The sequence below is a fragment of the Nodosilinea sp. LEGE 06152 genome (assembly GCF_015207525.1).
Classification (GTDB): Bacteria; Cyanobacteriota; Cyanobacteriia; order Phormidesmidales; family Phormidesmidaceae; genus Nodosilinea.
Genome location: NZ_JADEWR010000001.1, coordinates 428,795 through 446,144 on the forward strand (window position 1 = coordinate 428,795; position 17,350 = coordinate 446,144).

18 protein-coding genes are annotated in these 17,350 nt (G+C 59.2%); 6 read left to right on the forward strand and 12 right to left on the reverse strand.

Going from position 1 to position 17,350, the window contains the following annotated elements; translation table 11 throughout:
• Positions 1-17: 17 nt before the first annotated feature.
• The 7 genes from IQ265_RS02010 to IQ265_RS02040 all read right to left on the reverse strand — a co-directional run bounded on the left by IQ265_RS02010 (position 18) and on the right by IQ265_RS02040 (position 6,891).
• Positions 18-1,127, reverse strand: coding sequence for an ABC transporter permease (locus IQ265_RS02010; protein ID WP_194050525.1), 1,110 nt, complete (start codon positions 1,125-1,127; stop codon positions 18-20).
• A 9-nt stretch (positions 1,128-1,136) separates the two neighbouring features.
• Positions 1,137-2,330: a BMP family ABC transporter substrate-binding protein gene (locus IQ265_RS02015; protein ID WP_194050526.1), complete on the reverse strand. Its 1,194-nt coding sequence runs from the start codon at positions 2,328-2,330 to the stop codon at positions 1,137-1,139.
• Positions 2,331-2,773: 443 nt separating this feature from the next.
• On the reverse strand, positions 2,774-3,940 hold the full coding sequence (locus tag IQ265_RS02020) for an NDP-sugar synthase (RefSeq protein WP_194050527.1): 1,167 nt from the start codon (positions 3,938-3,940) through the stop codon (positions 2,774-2,776).
• A gap of 289 nt (positions 3,941-4,229) precedes the next feature.
• The gene (locus IQ265_RS02025; RefSeq protein WP_194050528.1) at positions 4,230-5,096 is read right to left on the reverse strand and encodes a segregation/condensation protein A; all 867 of its coding nucleotides are present in this window, start codon (positions 5,094-5,096) and stop codon (positions 4,230-4,232) included.
• A gap of 99 nt (positions 5,097-5,195) precedes the next feature.
• Positions 5,196-5,450 (reverse strand): hypothetical protein, encoded by a 255-nt coding sequence (locus IQ265_RS02030; RefSeq protein ID WP_194050529.1) that lies wholly within the window; start codon positions 5,448-5,450, stop codon positions 5,196-5,198.
• A gap of 95 nt (positions 5,451-5,545) precedes the next feature.
• The gene (locus tag IQ265_RS02035; protein ID WP_194050530.1) at positions 5,546-5,893 is read right to left on the reverse strand and encodes a LapA family protein; all 348 of its coding nucleotides are present in this window, start codon (positions 5,891-5,893) and stop codon (positions 5,546-5,548) included.
• A gap of 149 nt (positions 5,894-6,042) precedes the next feature.
• The gene (locus tag IQ265_RS02040; RefSeq protein ID WP_194050531.1) at positions 6,043-6,891 is read right to left on the reverse strand and encodes a DUF3153 domain-containing protein; all 849 of its coding nucleotides are present in this window, start codon (positions 6,889-6,891) and stop codon (positions 6,043-6,045) included.
• 83 nt (positions 6,892-6,974) lie between these two features.
• On the opposite strand from IQ265_RS02040, the gene IQ265_RS02045 reads away from it, so the two are divergent.
• From IQ265_RS02045 to IQ265_RS02060, 4 genes are all read left to right on the forward strand, one after another.
• Positions 6,975-9,776, forward strand: a complete 2,802-nt coding sequence (locus IQ265_RS02045; protein WP_194050532.1) for a cation-transporting P-type ATPase — start codon at positions 6,975-6,977, stop codon at positions 9,774-9,776.
• A gap of 60 nt (positions 9,777-9,836) precedes the next feature.
• Complete coding sequence (locus tag IQ265_RS02050; RefSeq protein ID WP_194050533.1) at positions 9,837-10,175, forward strand: hypothetical protein; 339 nt, start codon at positions 9,837-9,839, stop codon at positions 10,173-10,175.
• A gap of 118 nt (positions 10,176-10,293) precedes the next feature.
• A complete protein-coding gene (locus tag IQ265_RS02055; RefSeq protein ID WP_194050534.1) occupies positions 10,294-10,539 on the forward strand; it encodes an AbrB/MazE/SpoVT family DNA-binding domain-containing protein in 246 nt (81 codons plus the stop codon).
• Complete coding sequence (locus tag IQ265_RS02060) at positions 10,526-10,903, forward strand: type II toxin-antitoxin system VapC family toxin (RefSeq protein WP_194050535.1); 378 nt, start codon at positions 10,526-10,528, stop codon at positions 10,901-10,903. The genes IQ265_RS02055 and IQ265_RS02060 overlap by 14 nt, the downstream gene beginning before the upstream one ends.
• Positions 10,904-11,132: 229 nt before the next feature.
• Here IQ265_RS02060 and IQ265_RS02065 read toward each other — a convergent pair whose 3' ends face one another.
• From IQ265_RS02065 to ureA, 4 genes are all read right to left on the reverse strand, one after another.
• A complete protein-coding gene (locus IQ265_RS02065; protein ID WP_194050536.1) occupies positions 11,133-12,521 on the reverse strand; it encodes an alkaline phosphatase family protein in 1,389 nt (462 codons plus the stop codon).
• Between the two features lie 149 nt (positions 12,522-12,670).
• The gene (locus IQ265_RS02070; protein WP_194050537.1) at positions 12,671-12,976 is read right to left on the reverse strand and encodes an urease subunit beta; all 306 of its coding nucleotides are present in this window, start codon (positions 12,974-12,976) and stop codon (positions 12,671-12,673) included.
• Positions 12,973-14,031 carry a S41 family peptidase gene (locus IQ265_RS02075; RefSeq protein WP_194050538.1) on the reverse strand — a complete coding sequence of 353 codons (1,059 nt, stop codon included), beginning with the start codon at positions 14,029-14,031 and terminating at the stop codon, positions 12,973-12,975. Before IQ265_RS02075 ends, IQ265_RS02070 begins: the two co-directional genes overlap by 4 nt.
• An 8-nt stretch (positions 14,032-14,039) precedes the next feature.
• The gene (gene ureA, locus IQ265_RS02080; protein WP_106870073.1) at positions 14,040-14,342 is read right to left on the reverse strand and encodes an urease subunit gamma; all 303 of its coding nucleotides are present in this window, start codon (positions 14,340-14,342) and stop codon (positions 14,040-14,042) included.
• A 353-nt stretch (positions 14,343-14,695) separates the two neighbouring features.
• Here ureA and pgl point away from each other — a divergent pair, with 353 nt between their 5' ends.
• Complete coding sequence (gene pgl / locus IQ265_RS02085; protein WP_194050539.1) at positions 14,696-15,451, forward strand: 6-phosphogluconolactonase; 756 nt, start codon at positions 14,696-14,698, stop codon at positions 15,449-15,451.
• Positions 15,452-15,634: 183 nt separating this feature from the next.
• On the forward strand, positions 15,635-16,096 hold the full coding sequence (locus IQ265_RS02090) for an FHA domain-containing protein (protein WP_194050540.1): 462 nt from the start codon (positions 15,635-15,637) through the stop codon (positions 16,094-16,096).
• A gap of 88 nt (positions 16,097-16,184) precedes the next feature.
• Here IQ265_RS02090 and metK read toward each other — a convergent pair whose 3' ends face one another.
• On the reverse strand, positions 16,185-17,339 hold the full coding sequence (gene metK / locus IQ265_RS02095) for a methionine adenosyltransferase (protein WP_194050541.1): 1,155 nt from the start codon (positions 17,337-17,339) through the stop codon (positions 16,185-16,187).
• Positions 17,340-17,350 lie beyond the last annotated feature (11 nt).

Here is a 17,350-nt window from a genome sequence, read left to right on the forward strand (position 1 = left end):
CCTACTCATCCACCCATCTACCCAGCCACAGCCGCACCTTCAGTCTGAACCTCGCGCTCCTGGAAGATGGGGAAGCGCCCGTAGAGCGACTCGCTGTAAAGCACGCAGAGAAAGACAATGCCCTGGAATACCAGCACTGTGGCATCGGGCAGGTTGTGCGATCGCTGCAAAATGCCGCCGCTGGCCAAAATGCCGCCCAGCAGCACCGACACCAGCACCGTGGCCAGGGGGTTGTGGCGGGCCACAAAGGCCACCAAAATACCCGCGTAGCCGTAGTTTGACACGATCGATTCGTTGAGGCGCTTTTGCACAGCGGCAACCTCGACCATGCCGGCCAGCCCGGCGCAGGAGCCCGCCAAAAAACACACCGCCAGCGTCAGCTTGCCCACCGGCAGTCCGGCGATGCGGGCGGCCCGCACGTTGCCCCCGGCGGTGCGGGCGGCAAAGCCAAAGGTGGTGCGCTGAATTAACACGTAGGCCAGCACCGAAGCCACCAGGCCGTAGATGAGCCCCCAGTGAACTCGGGTGGCGGGCAGGGTGCCCAGCCAGGCCGAGGGGTCAATCTCAAAGCTGGAGGGCTTGCTGACAAAGGCTGGGTCGCGCATAGGCCCCTGCACCAGGTGGTTGAGCAGGGCGATCGCAATATAGTTCAGCAGCAGGCTGCTAATGGTCTCGTTTACCCCCCGGTAGTGGCGCAATGCCCCCGCCACCATAATCCACAGGCCCCCGGCCACCAGGCTGCCCAGCGCCATCGCCAGCAGCACTAGGCCACCGGGCAGAGATCCTCCCAACCCCAACCCGACGCTCACCGCCGCCAGGCCACCCACCACCAGCGCCCCTTCGTTGCCGATGATCACCAGGCCCAGGCGGGCGGGCAGCGCCGTACACAGGGCCGTCAGCATCAGCGGCGAGGCTCGAATCAGGGTGTTTTGCCAGGCGCTCCAGCTGCCAAAGGCGGCCCGATAGATCGAGCCGTACACCGCCAGGGGGTTGGCCCCGGCCAGGGCGCAAAACACCCCAAAGATCATCAGGGCGGCCAGCACTGCCCCGGCGGGCAGTGCGATCGATTCCAGCGATGCCCGCAGAGATTGCCGCGTGAATCGCCGCCAGATCGCCGTCAACTGCATGGCTGTTTCCTAGCTAATGGACCCAATCACGCCCTCAACAAAATAGTCCATTTTCTCCAGCTCGACGTTGTCGGTTTTGAGTTCTTTTCCGGCTGGCAGAATCTCGCTGCCGGTGTTGGTCTGAAGCGGCCCTGCATAGATCACCAGCTCACCCGACTCAATGGCGGCCAGGGCGGCATCTCCGGCAGCCTTAGCCTCATCGCTGACCGCCGGGCCGTAGGGCGACAGCTTACAGAAGTTGTCGGCCAACCCACCCCGCAGAATGTGGGGAATACCCCCTGTCATCAGGGTTTTGCCGTCCACAAAATCCTGGCCCAGGGCGGTGTAAATGCTCGACCAATCCCACTCGGCTCCGGTCAGGTAGCCCTGGGGAGCCAGAGAGCTTTGGTTGGCGTGGTAGCCCGAGGTCATTACTCCGCGCCGCTCGGCGGTTTCCATCACCACTTTGGGGCTGTCCACGTGGCAGGTAATCACCTCAATGCCCTGATCGGCCATGCTGTTGGTGGCCTCGGCCTCTTTTACGGGTTCTGCCCATTCGCCGGTAAAGATCACCTGGGTGGTGGCGGCGGGGTTGACCGACCTGGCCCCCAGCGTAAAGCTGTTGACGTTGCGCAGCAGCTGGGGGATGGGTTTGGCTGCCACAAAGCCCAGCTTGCCCGACTGGCTCATGGTAGCGGCTACCACCCCGGCCACGTACTGGGCCTCGTCAATGTAGCCAAAGTAGCTGCCGACGTTTTTGGGGTGCACCCCGTCCTGGTAGAGGCCTCCGGCGTGGAAAAACTGTACCTCGGGAAATTCTTCGGCCAGGGCCAAAATGTGGGGGTCAAAGTAGCCAAACGAAGTGGGAAACAGGACTTTAGCCCCGTCGATTTCGATCATGCTGCGCATGGTTTCGGCTACAGCGGTGGTTTCGGGCACGCTGGCCTCTTCGACTAAGCGAATGCCGGGCACGCTGGCGGCCATGGCTGCGGCCCCTTCGGCGTGGGCCTGGTTATAGCCAAAGTCGTCCTTGGGGCCGACGTAGATAAAGCCTACGACCAGTTCTTCTGCCGCCCCGCCGTCAGCTGCCGCCCCGCCTCCAGAACCGGGCGACTGAGCACAGCCGGTGCCAAGCTTAGCGGTGAGCCCAAAGGCGGAGGTGGCCAGCAGCCCACGCATCACCTGCCGTCGCGACAGGTGAAAAGAACGGTTGCGATCGCTCATTGTGTAAACTCTCTTAATTCTCTGAATACAGTGGCAGAACAGCTTCAAAATGGCAGCCTAGCGACAAACTGAGTGGGTCTTCAAGTCGGCTCGGTCTGCCAGGGCCGCCTAAGCGTTTAGGTTACCCTCTAAGAATTGGTAAAAGACCCTGAAGTAGTTGTATCAGAAACAACCGTCTACCGTGTTCTTCGCCACTATCGGTAGATAGAGATTCTCTAAAGCAAAGCCCCAGAGCAATTCAACTCCGGGGCCATAATTTTTTTGTTAAAGAATTAATTCGTTAGCGCGTCAACCGGCAGATGGGGTTGCTGAATGCCGGCAGGCATTAAAGGCATTGTCTCTCGCAGGGGCGCAGGGGCAGCTCAGCCAGAGGCTTGGTGCCGTTCACCCTTAAGTGCAGGCTTCAGTTCAGCAGCGCTGACAGATTCCTTTAACGGATTCTTTTAGATGTGCTGCTCTAGCAGTTCGGCGATCGCGCGGTGCTCTACCGGCGGCACCAGGGGAAACTCCTGGCGAGTATCGGTAATCAACCAGTCGAGGGCTGCCGCCTTCATGTCAATGGAGGCTCCGGTCTTGTCGACGCAGTAGCGGCCAAATACCAGCTTATCGACCAGGCGCACGCCGGGGCCAATGCGCGAATACTCAAAGATTACGCTCTTGTCGACGATCGCGCCGCTGCAGATCGAGCAGTTGTTGCCAATGGCGCTGGGGCCAATAATAGTGGCTCCGTCTTCAATGTGGGTCATGCCGCCAATGTAAACCGGGCCTTCGATATTGACCTTGTCCCAGTTGGCCTTGACGTTGAGGCCTACATAAACGCCGGGGCGAATCTCTTCGCCGGGGATATCAACCAGATTGACTACGCCAGTCAGGACGTCCTGGATGGCGCGCCAGTAGTCGGGCACCTTGCCGATGTCGACCCATTCAAACTCCATGGGAATGCCGTAGAAGGGGGCGTTGTTAGCCACCAGCTTGGGCAGCAGATCGCCGCCAATGTCAAACGATACTCCTGAGGGAATGTAGTCGAATACCTCGGGCTCAAAGATGTAGATGCCAGTGTTGATCTCGGTGCTGAGCGCCTCTTCCACCGCCGGTTTTTCCTGGAACGATTTCACCCGTCCTTCGCTGTCGGTGACCACTACCCCGTAGCTGGGCACCTGCTTGAGGGGTACGGTTTTGGTAATGATGGTTGCGATCGAGCCTTTTTCGCGGTGGCGGCGCACGGCCTCGGTGAGGTCGAGGTCAATCAGGGCGTCGCCGCAGAGCACCACAAAGGTGTCGTCAAAGAAGGGCGAAAAGTCTTGGATTTTGCGCATGCCCCCGGCAGACCCAATAGCGTCGCCCACCAGTTCGCCGTTTTCTTCGATGCGGCCCTCAAAGGAGTAGGCCAGCTCAACCCCAAAACGCTGCCCGTCGCGAAAGTAGCCCTCAATTTCGTTGGCCAGGTGGCTCACGTTCACCATGATCTGATCGAAGCCGTGCTGACGCAGCAGTTCAAGCAAGAACTCCATCACCGGCTTCTGCATGATCGGAATCATGGGCTTGGGAATGGTGTAAGTGATGGGCCGAACGCGGGTGCCTTTGCCGGCAGCCAGGATCATGGCTTTCATACAAATAGAATCCTTAATATGTATTGGAGTATAGATCTGCCGCAGAGCAGTTTTTTGAGCGAGGGCCGACCGGCTGTCGAAACCAGCTGGGAATGAATTTGGAGCGGGCGTTGGCCTCGCGCCAGTCCCCGGCCATCGCACTCGGTCATGCTAACAGCGCCCTTAGCCAGAGCATTGGTAAGCCGACTGGCCTTCAAGGAGTTCTTACACTTTCTTTAAAATAGCCCCCCTAACTCTGAAACGGTAGCGATCGCCTGCAACTCCCAAAGCGCATACACGCTAGTTTGGCCTAATCCGGCAGAATAAAGGCCGGTAGTTCGGCGTCTTCAGCCGTCAGAGGGGCGCGATTGAGGTTTCTGACCCGTAAATCGGCGTAGAAGGTGTCTTGGCTCAGTTCTACCTTCGACTGAGCCGAGAGAAACAGCAGTCCCCAAAACACCCCTACCTTCTCGTGCACCTCAGCGGCGTGGGGGGTGTCAAAGTCGTGGGCGTCTTCGAGGTCGGCGGGCTTGAAGCTGGGCCAGTGCTGGAGCAGTAGCTCAAAGTCGATCCACAGGGTGTCTTCGCCCAGTTCGTCCCAGTACTGATCGAGGAAGGCTTCGAGGGCGGCGGCAATTTCAGAGAGGTTTTCCTGGTGAGCGAGCTGGGCGATCGCGCGCACGGCCTGGCGCTGGGGCTGGGGCCTGGCCCGTCTGGCCCGCAGGCGAGGGGTGTGGTCGGCCATCACCGTGGCCATGGTTTCGAGCTGCTGAATTAGCTCGTGCAGAGTGACCTGCCGCCGCTGGGGGGTGGGGGCCACAGCCCGGCGGTGCAGGTGGCGCTCCAGGTTGCGGGGCAGCGGCACTAGGTCGGGAATGTCTTCCTCCCACACCTCTTCGGGGTTGGCTTCGGCCTCGGCTTCGGCTTCGGCCCGCACCATAGTATCGGCCTTGAGCAGCACCAGCATCGAGGCGTAGAGAAACCCCTGGCCCGACTCGGAGAGGTTGGCCTCGTAGGGGGTGCGGCCCTGGCTGGCCAGCGCTTCGGCCTGGGTCTTGAGCAGCGACAAAAAGCGATCGATCACGTCGATCACCTTGACATCCCACGGGTCGATTTCGCCCTGATCGGCCAGGTCGATAAGAAATGCGATCGCGGTTTGAGCCAGAGATGACGACATAAGGTCAGGCAGTGCAGAAAAGCTCGGAGATCGCTAGACAGCCCCCACTGTCTGAGTCGCCACTGGGCCACCACGGCGCGGCAATCGGCCCATGATAGCTCAAAGGCCCGTTTTGGCCAGCGCCTCCATCACCGCATCGATCAGCGCTTGTCCCCAGAGCACGGCCATTGTTCCGCATCCAAAAATCACGAAGCTGACTCTGGCGATTTGCATTGAATCGAGGCTCCATGGAGAGCCGTAGGTGAGCGGCAGCGCTACTAGCAGAATGCCCAGGGCAGCACCTCCAGCAAACCGCAAGCCCCACCTGAGCAGTGGGCGCTGAGTCACCTCAGTAGAGTCACCATCGTCAGGCATGATGAGGCCTTCGCTAGCTCAACGGGTGCATTGGTCAGATTATAACAACTGAGATCGATGGCGATCGGGCTCGCTCCTCAGCCCCACGGGACGCCCTAAGCAACCGCTTCCCCATCTTCGACATTGGCGGCGGGCAGCAGCAGGCTTTGTTCTTCGAGCTTGACCTGGTAGCGCTGCACGTCTTGCTCTAGCTCCTGAATGCGAATTTCGCGCTGCTGCACCTGCTTGCCAAAGGACATATAACCCTGCACCTGAGCCCAGACGCTAAACACCCAGGCAAAAACCGCCCCGATGCCCATGGCCATAATCAGCTCCACGCACAGCGGCGCTTCTACATCCATTCCCGGTGCAAGGTGAATAATAACTGGCTCGGTGTTTTCAATGCCAAATAGCACCAGGGCTAGGGCAATTACAAAAATAACGACGAAATTGATCTGCCGCATGACTCTGGCCTCAAAACGCTTGGTCTAAGTTGCTAGGTTAGCCCTAAGTCCAGCCCAGAATCTATGGTTTCCCCAAAGGGTTTCCCACGGGTCGAAATCAGTAGGGCTTTACAGATGGACTTAGATAACGTTATTTAACCAGGCAGACTTTAACTTTGGCCAAAGGTTTTTGCGGGTTTAAACACTCGATAGCGCAGCCCGTAACCGCCCAGGACCAGCGCGACGATGCCCAGAGTGCCGAGGGCAATCGCGTTGGGCAGCCAAAACACGGCATCAATGCGGGTCATTTGACCGGGCTGCAGTTGCCAAATTGCCCCGGCGGCACCCTGGCTCAGCGGCGGGGTAGCGGTGGGAGAGACCTGGGCCAGCCCCCAGGGCACCTGCAGGCGAAAGCGCAGATCGGCCCAGGCGGGAGTAGCCGCGTCCTCTTCATTGGCAGGAAGATCGCGTAGATCGAGGCTGTAGACGAGGTGGGTGCGGCTGACGAAAACCCAGTTGGTTTGGTCTAGGCTCAGCTCAAAGGGCACCGCCCCCCAGCCGGGCAGCTGGAGATAGGTGGGGTGGGTTCCCTGGTCGAATGCCTCAGCCGGGCCGGGCTCTGTAGACAGCTCTGAGGTCGATTCTGGCGTTGAAAACAACTGCTGAAAGCGATCGCCTAGATCGCGGGCGGTGCTAAAGGGCACAGTGAGCGTGACGGTCTGCGGGCTTTGGCTAAGCTGGCCGCCAAGGGGGCGCGATCGCCCCTTCAGCTCCTCAAGCCAGGGCTCTAGGGTGGGCTGGGCCAGGGCGGCACCGCGATCGCTTAGGTCAATGGTCTGCACAATTTGGCCGTGGGTGTGGTGGTCAAAGCGCAGGGTGAGGTCGTAGCGCAGACAGCCACTCAGCAGTAGCGGCAACCACAGCAGCACCGCCAGCCGCCAGATGAGGCGTCTAGCACGGCCAGGTCCAATCCGCCCCAGAGCCGTCAACCTTTGTACCGCAACGGTCTGCTGTGCCAAAATCTCACCCCTGCCTGTTACCGTAGCTTCGACCAAGGCTATACCATTAGAGCGTGAGATCCAACGGTAGCTAGTAGCGTTGTATGACTGACCTTTCCTCTGCTTCCACGACCGCCTGGCATACGGTTGGCATCGACGCAGCGCTGAGCCAGCTCGACAGCGATGCCAGTACTGGCCTCAGCGCCCAGGCGGTGGTTGATCGTCGCAGCCGGTACGGCCCCAACGAGCTAGAAGAAACCGGGGGCCGCCCCGCCTGGCGTATTCTGCTCGATCAGTTCACCAACATTATGCTGCTGATGCTGATCGCGGTGGCGGTGGTGTCGGGGGTGCTGTCGTTTAGAAACCAGGAATTTCCCAAGGATGCGATCGCGATTTTTGCGATCGTCATTCTCAACGGTGTGCTGGGCTATTTGCAGGAGAGCCGGGCCGAAAAAGCTCTCGCCGCCCTCAAGCAAATGGCGTCCCCCAACGTGCTGGTGCAGCGCGACGACCGTCTACAGGAGGTGCCCTCCCAGGACCTGGTGCCCGGCGACATCATGCTGTTGGAGGCAGGCGATCAGGTGGCCGCCGACGGTCGCCTGCTGGAGGCCAGCAATCTGCAGCTGCGCGAGTCGGCCCTGACCGGCGAAGCCCAGGGCGTTAACAAACAGGCGGCCCCCACCCTGGCGAGCGAGACTGCTCTAGCCGAGCGCAAGAACCTGGTGTTTCAGGGCACTGAGGTGGTGCAGGGCCGAGGCCGCGTGCTGGTCACCGGCACCGGCATGAAGACCGAGCTGGGCCGCATCGCCGCCATGCTGCAGGGGGTCGAAACCGAGCCCACCCCGCTGCAGCAACGCATGACCCAGCTGGGCAACGTGCTGGTCACCGGGTCGCTGACGCTGGTGGCGATTGTCGTCGTTGGGGGCGTGATCTTTGGCGGCTGGGAGGCCTTTGAGCGCCTGTTGGAGGTAGCCCTGAGTATGGCGGTGGCGGTGGTTCCCGAGGGCTTGCCTGCGGTAATTACTGTGACGCTGGCGATTGGTACCCAGCGCATGGTGCGTCGCCACGCCCTGATTCGCCGCCTGCCTGCGGTGGAAACCCTGGGATCAGTCACCACTATTTGCTCTGATAAAACCGGCACCCTGACTCAAAACAAAATGGTGGTGCAGCAGGTGCGCACTCTGGGCGAGACGCTGCACATTACCGGCGAGGGCTACGCCCCCGAAGGCGATTTTTTGAGCGAGAGCCAGTCGATAGACCCCCGACGGAGCACCGACACCGGGCTGCTGCTGGTGGATGGCCTGCTGTGCAACGATTCTGTGCTGCAAAAGGAGATGGGTGACTGGGCAATTATGGGCGACCCCACCGAGGGAGCGCTGGTGGTAATGGCGGCTAAAAGCGGCCTCGATCGTCATCATCTGGGCCATGAGTTGCAGCGGGTGGTGGAGTTTCCGTTTTCCTCAGAGCGCAAGCGCATGAGCGTGGTGCTCAGCGGCGTCGAGGCGCTAGCGGCCGACCTCACCCTGCCTGGGGAAGTGGTGCGGTCTCCTTACCTGATGTTGGCCAAGGGTTCGCCGGAGATGCTGCTGGATTGCTGCACTAGCTGCCTGAAGGGGGCAGACCGGGTGGCAATGGGGGAGGAGACGCGATCGCACATTCTGGCTGATAACGCCGATATGGCCGCTAAGGGAATGCGGGTGCTGGGCTTTGCCTACCGTCCCCTGAGCGAAGTGCCCACCGAGGGCGACCCGGATGGGGCGGAGCAAGACCTGGTGTGGCTGGGCTTGGTGGGCATGATCGATGCCCTGCGCCCGGAGGTGCGCGTGGCGGTAGAACGCTGCCGGGGGGCAGGCATTCGCCCAATGATGATTACCGGCGACCACCAGCTCACCGCCATGGCGATCGCCCAAGACCTGGGCATTGCTGACGCCCAAGCCAAATCGCTCAGCGGCGCTGATCTGGAGAAAATGTCGCAGGCCGAGCTAGAGGCGGCGGTGAAGGAGGTCAATATCTACGCGCGGGTGTCGCCCGAGCACAAGCTGCGCATTGTCAAAGCCCTGCAAAAAGACCACCAGATTGTGGCGATGACCGGCGACGGCGTCAACGATGCCCCGGCCCTCAAACAGGCTGAAATTGGCATCGCCATGGGCATTACCGGCACCGACGTCAGCAAGGAAGCCAGCGATATGGTGCTGCTAGACGACAACTTTGCCACTATCGTCGCTGCCACCGAAGAAGGCCGGGTGGTCTACACCAACATTCGCCGCTTTGTGAAGTACATCCTCGGCTCTAACATTGGTGAACTGCTCACCATTGCCCTGTCGCCGCTGATTTTGCCAATTCTGGATGTGCCTCTGACGCCTTTACAAATTTTGTGGATGAACCTGGTTACCGACGGCTTCCCGGCCCTGGCCCTGGCGGTAGAACCGGCTGAACCCGACGTGATGGAGCGATCGCCCCACGACCCCCAGGAAGGGATTTTTGCCCGTGGCTTGGGAGCCTACATGCTGCGCATCGGCGTGGTGTTTGCCATTATTTCGGTGTCGATGATGGTGTGGGCCTACAACTGGTCACAGCAGGGCGGCGACCCCGATCGCTGGAAGACAATGGTGTTTACCACTCTCTGCCTGGCCCAGATGGGCCACGCGATCGCCGTGCGCTCCAACACTCGCCTCACCGTAGAAATGTCGCCCTGGTCAAACCCGTTTGTGCTGGGGGCGGTGACGTTAACCTGCGTGCTCCAGCTCATGCTGATCTACGTTGAGCCACTGCGAAATTTCTTTGGCACCCACCTGCTCAGCCCCTATGAACTGCTAATCTGTTTTGGTTTTAGTACCCTACTATTTGTCTGGGTCGAAGCCGAAAAAATCTACCGCCGCATCCGAGGCAAAGTCGTGAGGGATTAGCGCGGCTTTGCTCACTAGCGAGGCAGTTGCAAAATGTACGGGGTGCCACCTGATTTACCAGTGAATCTTTTTATTGGACGAGAGTTCAATCAAATCTGCTTAGGCCGCTTTCAAATTCAGTTTCACGCATCTGGTGTAGGTAGCATTTTTGTTGAAGGTCGTTGGAAACTTTTTGACGATAAGGGAATTGTGATTGACGAAGAGCAGGATCACACTGAACGAGAAGCTTTCCGCCTTCACCAGATTATTGATGTGCCCATTCTTCGTACAAGCGTTGAGCCGCCACAAGCATTCTCCCTATTCTTCGAAAACGGCTGTTGTCTAACGATTTTTGATGACACGCCACATTACGAAAGCTTCTCTATTCACATAGATGGTCAACCAAGCTTATTCATTTAATTGAGGTTAGCAGCGCTTGTAAAAAGAGGAAACGGTGTTCCGAAGCTTGATTGTTAATTCGATTGGCTTTGCTAAAGCTCTACTAAAATAGCAGTAAGCCTCCCTTTATCTTTTTCCTATGCTCAGAACCACCGTCACCGATACCGGGCAAATTACCCTGCCAGACGAGATCCGGCAGCACCTTAAGCTTGTCAGTGGTAGTCGGGTCGAGTTTGTCATTGATGAAAACGGCCAGGTCAAAATCTTTCCCCTCACCATTGCCGTAGAAACCTTGTCAGGTATGTTGCATCGGCCCAACCTCTCCCCCGCTACCCAAGATGACATAGATGATGCCATCTCTGAGGGCGCGAATGATTGGGCTTGATACCAATATTCTGGTTCGCTACCTCACCCGCGACGACGAGCAGCAATGGCGGCAAGCCTCTGAGGTGATCCAGCGAAACCAACCCTGCTTTGTTGCCAATATCGTTTTGTGCGAACTGGTTTGGGTGCTCAGAGGTGCCAGCTATCGCTTTCAAAGAGCTGAAGTGATCCACACTTTAAACGCGATGCTCCACAGCGCTGCCTTTGAATTTGAAAGCCGCTCAACGGTTGATCAAGCGCTTCAGCGATACAAACAGGGCAAGGCAGATTTCTCTGACTACCTGATTGGGGCTGTATCTCGGCAAGCAGGTTGCACAGAAACTGTCAGCTTCGATAGCAAGTTGAAGGGGGAGAGAGGATTTTAGTGCCTGGAGTAGTGTCCCTAGCTAGCACCGCGAGTAACGGACGCACAGTCCTGATGTGTTTCCAAGGCTGTCTACTGCCGATAATCTCAGTTATAGCCATCGCCAGGACGGTTAGGACATTCCCTAAACCCCTAAAGCGGTGGCTATACGCCGTTGCGCTGTCCCAGTTCTAGCCAGTGGCAAGGGTCAGTGTCCTAAGCGCAATGGCCATCGCTATATTAATCATCCCTTAAATCGCCAGCACCTTACCCCGTAGCCCCGAAGGTGCGTCAATGTTGTAGCGGTGAAGCAGGGTCGGCACCAGGTCGTAAAGCTGCGCGCCCTCCAGCACCTGCCCATTCTTTGGCGCTTTGGGGTCATGGAAAATCATCAGGCCCAGGGGGGCGTGGTTGGCGTCGTCGGGGCCGGTGTCGTTTTCGACGGTGTAGAGGCTGTTGATGCCCACGCTGCCCACCGATCGCCAGGCTAAATCGTCAAAATACACAATTAAATCTGGTGCCCGCCCCCGCACTTTTTGGTAGATTTCTTGAGGTTTAAACGCCTTGATCGGTAGCGGGTTGCCATCGGGATCGGTAAGTTGCGAGAGCTTCGTCGCCAGCTCGTCGCGCAGGGCTTCGTAGTCGGCCATCGCCACGGTGCCCTGGGGTTCGCGCCCCTTGACGTTGAGAAAAATGCGGGCGTAGTAGCCCCCGGCCCCCCACACCTGGGTGTTCTTCCAGTCCACCTCGACTTTGTCCAGGGGAAGCACCTCGGCGGGGGCTTCCTTCAGCGTCAGGTAGCCGTTGGCGATCAGCCATTCGTTGATGCAGATGCCGCCCATCAGCGGCTGTGCCCCGTGGTCAGACACCACCAGCACGGCGGTATCGGGGTCGCAGACCGCCAGCAGATCCCCCACCCGCTGATCCACATGCACGTAGTAGTCGTGGATGGCAGTGGCAAACGGGGAACCCGCCTCGTACTGAGGATGGCGCGGGTCCATGGGTTTCCAAAAGGCGTGGTGAATGCGATCGACGCCCATATCCACCAGCATGCAGAAGTCGGGGCGATCGCGCGTGATCAACTTTTCGGCCAGGGTAAAGCGCTGGTCGCACAGACTGTAGAGATTGGCCAGAATGCGCTCCTTTTCGTCAGAGCGAAAGTTGGGCACATCCAGCATGAAATCGGGCATCCAGGCGGTGATCTGCTCACCTAGATCGGGGGGATGGGTGAAGGGCACCTCGGTGCTGGGGGTGAGAAAGCAGGAGACTAGCGAGCCGTTGACCGGGTAGGGTGGCGATGTACCCGGCACGCTGAGGGCCGCCACGCTCCACCCGGCCTCGCCCAAAATATCCCACAGGCGCGGAAATTTGACCGCTCGTCCGTCGGAGATGCCCATCGAGTGGTAGTCGCGATCGCGCCGATTGCGAAACCCATAGATGCCCAGCTCGCCGGGGTCGCGCCCGGTCATCATGCAGCTCCAGGCGGGCACGGTGATGGCGGGAATGCTGCTCTCCAGCCTGCCGTAGCTGCCCAACCCCATCAGCCGCGATAGGTTGGGCAAATCGTGCCGCCACTGGTCAAACACCAGGTCGGGGGCCATGCAGTCGAGGCCGATGATCAGCAGGCGAGGGGTGGGCATGGGAAGGCTCAGTAATCAGATCGTTCGTTTCGTAGAGAATCCCCCAGATACTCGCCATCACAAATGCAATTATGTATCCCCTTAAATAAAAGGGGGCAGGGGGGAGCACCCGCGTATCTTCATCATAAGGAATGCCTACAATTAGAAAGCTAAAGCGCCCCTTCGACCTGGGCGTTAAAGCCATACACGCGCCGCTCTCCGGCCAGGGGCACCAGAGTCACGTCGCGCTCGTCGCCCGGCTCAAACCGCACCGCAGTCCCGGCGGGAATGTCGAGCCGCATGCCCCGCGCCGAGTCGCGCTCAAAGCTCAGGGCCGCATTCACCTCAAAAAAATGAAAGTGAGAGCCGACCTGAATGGGGCGATCGCCGGTATTGGCCACCGCTAACGTCACCGTCTCTTTGCCTGCGTTTAGCTCAATCTCGCCCTCAGCGGGCAGCAGTTCTCCAGGGATCATGAGGGGCCTCCTAGGTTGGCGATTAGATCTTGGCGCTTTTGCTGGAGCGATCGCTCGACTCTGGGCAGAGTTTCCTCCAGCTCGCGGCGGGCCACCCCCTCCGGCCCAGCCTCCAGCAGGTGATTGAGGGCCATCAGATGGGCGGTGTCGAGGGCGGTTTCTGCCGGTACCTTCACGGTGGGGATCACACCCGTACCATCCCAGTTTTTGCCGGTGACGGGGTTGATCGCTTGGCCCGTGGGCATAAACACCCAAAAGTGGTTGTGCAGCCGAAAGCCCCGCCCTGGGTTAGCCCCACCCCGCGTAGTTTCGCCGACCACGGCTCCGCGCTTTAGCACTTGCAGGTTGTAGGCAAACTCTTCCGCCGCCGAAAAGGTCTCGGGGCTGGTGAGGGCAAAGACCGGCTTGTCGAGGTAGCGCTGCCCTGGCACGTAAGGCACCGTCCACCACTGGTGGGTTTCGTCGGTCTCGCTCCAGTACAGGTCGTTGAGGTGAATGGGTGGGTGAGGGGGGAGCAGGTAGCTGCACAGCAGCGCCACCATGGCCGGAGAACCCCCCTGGTTGTGGCGCAGGTCAAAGATCAGGGCGTCGGTGTGGGCTACCAGGGTCATGGCAGCCGCCAGGGCATCGCCCGCAAACTCCGGCGGCTCAAAGCTAAACAGCTGAATGTAGCCCACATTGCCCGGCAGACGCTCAACTTTGTTGAAGTCGAAATTGCGGCGGCGGCTGGCCTGGTATTGGCGCTCTATTTCTTCAGCGCTGGGCGTGACATTGGGTTCGATGTGGGGCAGAGGGGCGGGGCTAAAGTGCAGTCGCAGGTTGCGATCGCCGCTCATCTGCTGAAGCTGGGCCGTCAGCGTATCGGCTAGCTGCTGCCCGCCGGTAATGTCGCTGTAGCCCCCCGACTCCAGGCGCTGCTCAATGTCGTCCTGAATTTTTTCCGCCACCTCTGGAAAGACGTAAGCGTCGAGCTGGGTCAGCAGCGCTCCCAGCACGGCCTCGATCGCATCAGCATCCAGCACAATATCCCCTGGGTTAGAGCCTGAGACAGCCATGAATTGCCCTACCGAATGGGTTCGTGAACGGTGACTAGCTTTGTGCCGTCGGGAAAGGTGGCCTCCACCTGCACGTCGTGAATCATCTCGGCGACCCCATCCATAACGTCGGCCCGGCTGAGCAAGGTGGTGCCGTAGCTCATCAGCTCAGCTACGGTGCGCCCATCGCGCGCGCCCTCTAGAATGGCCGCAGAAATGTAGGCGACGGCCTCAGGATGGTTGAGCTTCAGCCCTCGGTCTTTGCGGCGCTCGGCCACCAAAGCAGCGGTAAAAATTAGCAGCTTGTCTTTTTCCTGAGGAGTCAGTTGCATGGGGCGAAGGTAGGAATGACGGGGCACCAGCGGAAGAACTAGGGCTAACCGTAAGCTTTCAAGGTTTTGAGCGGCTTGTCAACCAACGATTGAACCATAAGGCTCTCTGCTTTGAAAGTAAAGCTTAAGCCGCTGTGATTGGCGGCAGAACTGAGCTAGTCTGCTCTATGAAAAGCCCTGCGAAAACTCCTTGGTATAGCAACCGCCACTCGGGTTAGAACATGACAACAGCGGGAAAGCGGCGATCGCGCGCCAGCTCGTGCCTAGCCTAGGCTGAGATGCTCAATCCTGTTCTAACCTAGCTGGTCAGCCCTGTACAAGGCATTCTGGGGTCGTTACCGGTGATTCTACCCATGACTGCCCCCCTGCTTGAAATTTTGCCTGACAAGCCTGCCCTGGTGCAGCGGGCCTTAACCCTGGTGATCGACACTATTCGTAGCGCCGTGGCCGACCACGACTACTGCACCCTGGCCCTGGCTGGGGGCAGCACCCCCAAGCCCCTCTATGCCAGCCTGGCCGAGCAAGACCTGCCCTGGGAAAAGCTCTACATTTTTTGGGGTGACGAGCGCTACGTACCCATCGACCACCCCGACAGCAATGCCGGTATGGCCAAGGCGGCCTGGCTCGATCGCGTACCTATTCCCCCCGACCACATTCTGGTAACGCCTACCCTGGAGGGTGACCCGGCCGCCTCGGCTAGCCTGTACGAGGCGATGGTGAAATCGGTGTTTGGCGGTCTCCAGGGCACTTCCCACGACCAGATCCCTGAGTTTGACCTCATCTTGCTGGGCATGGGCGATGACGGTCACACCGCCTCGCTGTTTCCCCACACGGCAGCGCTAGCGGTGAACGATCATTTGGTGACCGTGGGCAACAAAGGCGACGATCCCCGCATTACCTTTACCGCCCCGCTGATTAACCACAGCCACCAGGTTTTATTTTTGGTGGCCGGGGCCGATAAGCAAGCCGCCCTAGCCCAGGTGTTTGCCCCCGAGGGCGACGACCAAGCCTACCCCTCACGGCTGGTGCGGCCCCAGGGTGAACTGCGCTGGCTGCTCGATCGCCAGGCCGTTGGTGATCTAGATTTAGGATCCGCACCGCGCTCGTGAGTACAGCCGGGAAGAACTAAATAGGGGCTGCACTCCCCCTCTGAATTGCTCTCAACCTAGACTATTATCTAGGCAGTAGATTCCCCTATCTGGCGGCGGTGGCGGCTGGGTCTAAAAGTAGGTCGGGGTCTGCCAGACTCTTCTATGATTGAAACCTACAGGGATCGTTTTTGATTGAGTAATGTGATTACCCTTTCGCTGTTGCACCCTCTCCACAAAACTCCGGTTCAAAGCTGGTCTTTTGATCAAGAGCCTGTGATTTGCATTGGTCGCTCGACCGATAACAATGTGGTTCTCTACAGCGCCGTTGTCTCGCGCCACCACGTCGAAATTCACCGTACCGATAACGGCTGGGCCGTCAAGAGCATTGGCACCAATGGCACATACCTAGACGGTCGCCGCATCACCGAAGTGCCAGTGGAGGACGGCATTGTCATTCGTCTGGCGCGATCGGGGCCAAATATTCAAATACATGTCTCCGAAGAAAAGCGCGACCCTCTCAAAGAGCTGTTAATGAACCGCCGCCGGACCGAAGAAGCTAAGGAGGCCGGGCACGGCACCCACAGCGAATCCCACGATAGCTCAGAGGTTTTGTCTCACCAGACCACGGTTATCAACCCCGAAGACGAGCCCGAGGACGAATGATTGCTCAGGTGCATGCAAAAGGTGCCTACAACCAGTTGCGCACAACGAGCAAAGCCCTGCGATCGCAGGGCTTTGCTGTAAAACTAGGCTAGAGGGCCACCTTGAGCGAGTCGGCCTTGTCGGTTTTCTCCCAGGTAAAGTCGGGCAGCTCGCGGCCAAAGTGGCCATAGGCCGCCGTTTGCTGGTAAATGGGGCGACGCAGATCGAGCATGTCGATTAGCCCCTGGGGCCTGAGGTCGAAGTGCTGGCTCACCAGGTCGGCGATCGCGCTGTCGGCAATCTTGCCCGTGCCAAAGGTGTTGATGGAGATAGAGGTCGGGCGAGCCACCCCAATCGCATAGGACACCTGAATTTCGCAGCGATCGGCCAGGCCCGCTGCCACGATATTTTTGGCCACGTAGCGGCCAGCGTAGGCCGCCGAGCGGTCTACTTTGGTGGGGTCTTTGCCCGAGAACGCACCGCCGCCGTGGCGGGCCATACCGCCATAGGTATCGACAATAATCTTGCGTCCGGTCAGGCCGCAGTCGCCCACGGGGCCACCAATAATAAACTGCCCCGTGGGGTTGATGTGGTACTGGGTATCGGCGTGGAGCCACTCGTTGGGCAGCACCGGCTTAATGATTTCCTCCATCACCGCTTCGCGAATATCGGCCTGGGAAATGTCGGGGTCGTGCTGAGTGGAGAGCACTACCGCTTCAACTGCCACAGGCTTCAGGTTTTCGTAGCGCAGGGTTACTTGGCTCTTGGCATCGGGGCGTAGCCAGGGCAGCACGCCGTGTTTGCGCAGGTGGGCCTGCCGCTCCACCAGCCGGTGCGAGTAGTAGATGGGGGCGGGCATGAGGGTATCGGTTTCGTTGGTGGCGTAGCCAAACATGAGCCCCTGGTCGCCTGCCCCCAGGTCTTTGTCAGTCGCGACATCGACCCCAATGGCAATGTCTGACGACTGCTTGCCAATCGCATTGAGCACCGCGCAGGAGGCTCCGTCAAAGCCCACATCGGAGCTGTCGTAGCCAATACCCAAAATGACGTTGCGAACGATATCTTCTAAATCAACATAGGTGTTGGTGCGCACCTCCCCGGCGATCACGGCCATGCCGGTTTTGACCAGGGTTTCTACCGCCACCCGGGCGTTGAGATCTTCTTTGAGAATGGCGTCTAAGACGGCATCGGAGATCTGATCGGCCATTTTGTCGGGATGGCCCTCAGATACCGACTCGGAAGTAAAAATGCTGTACTCGCTCATGGAATAGGCCC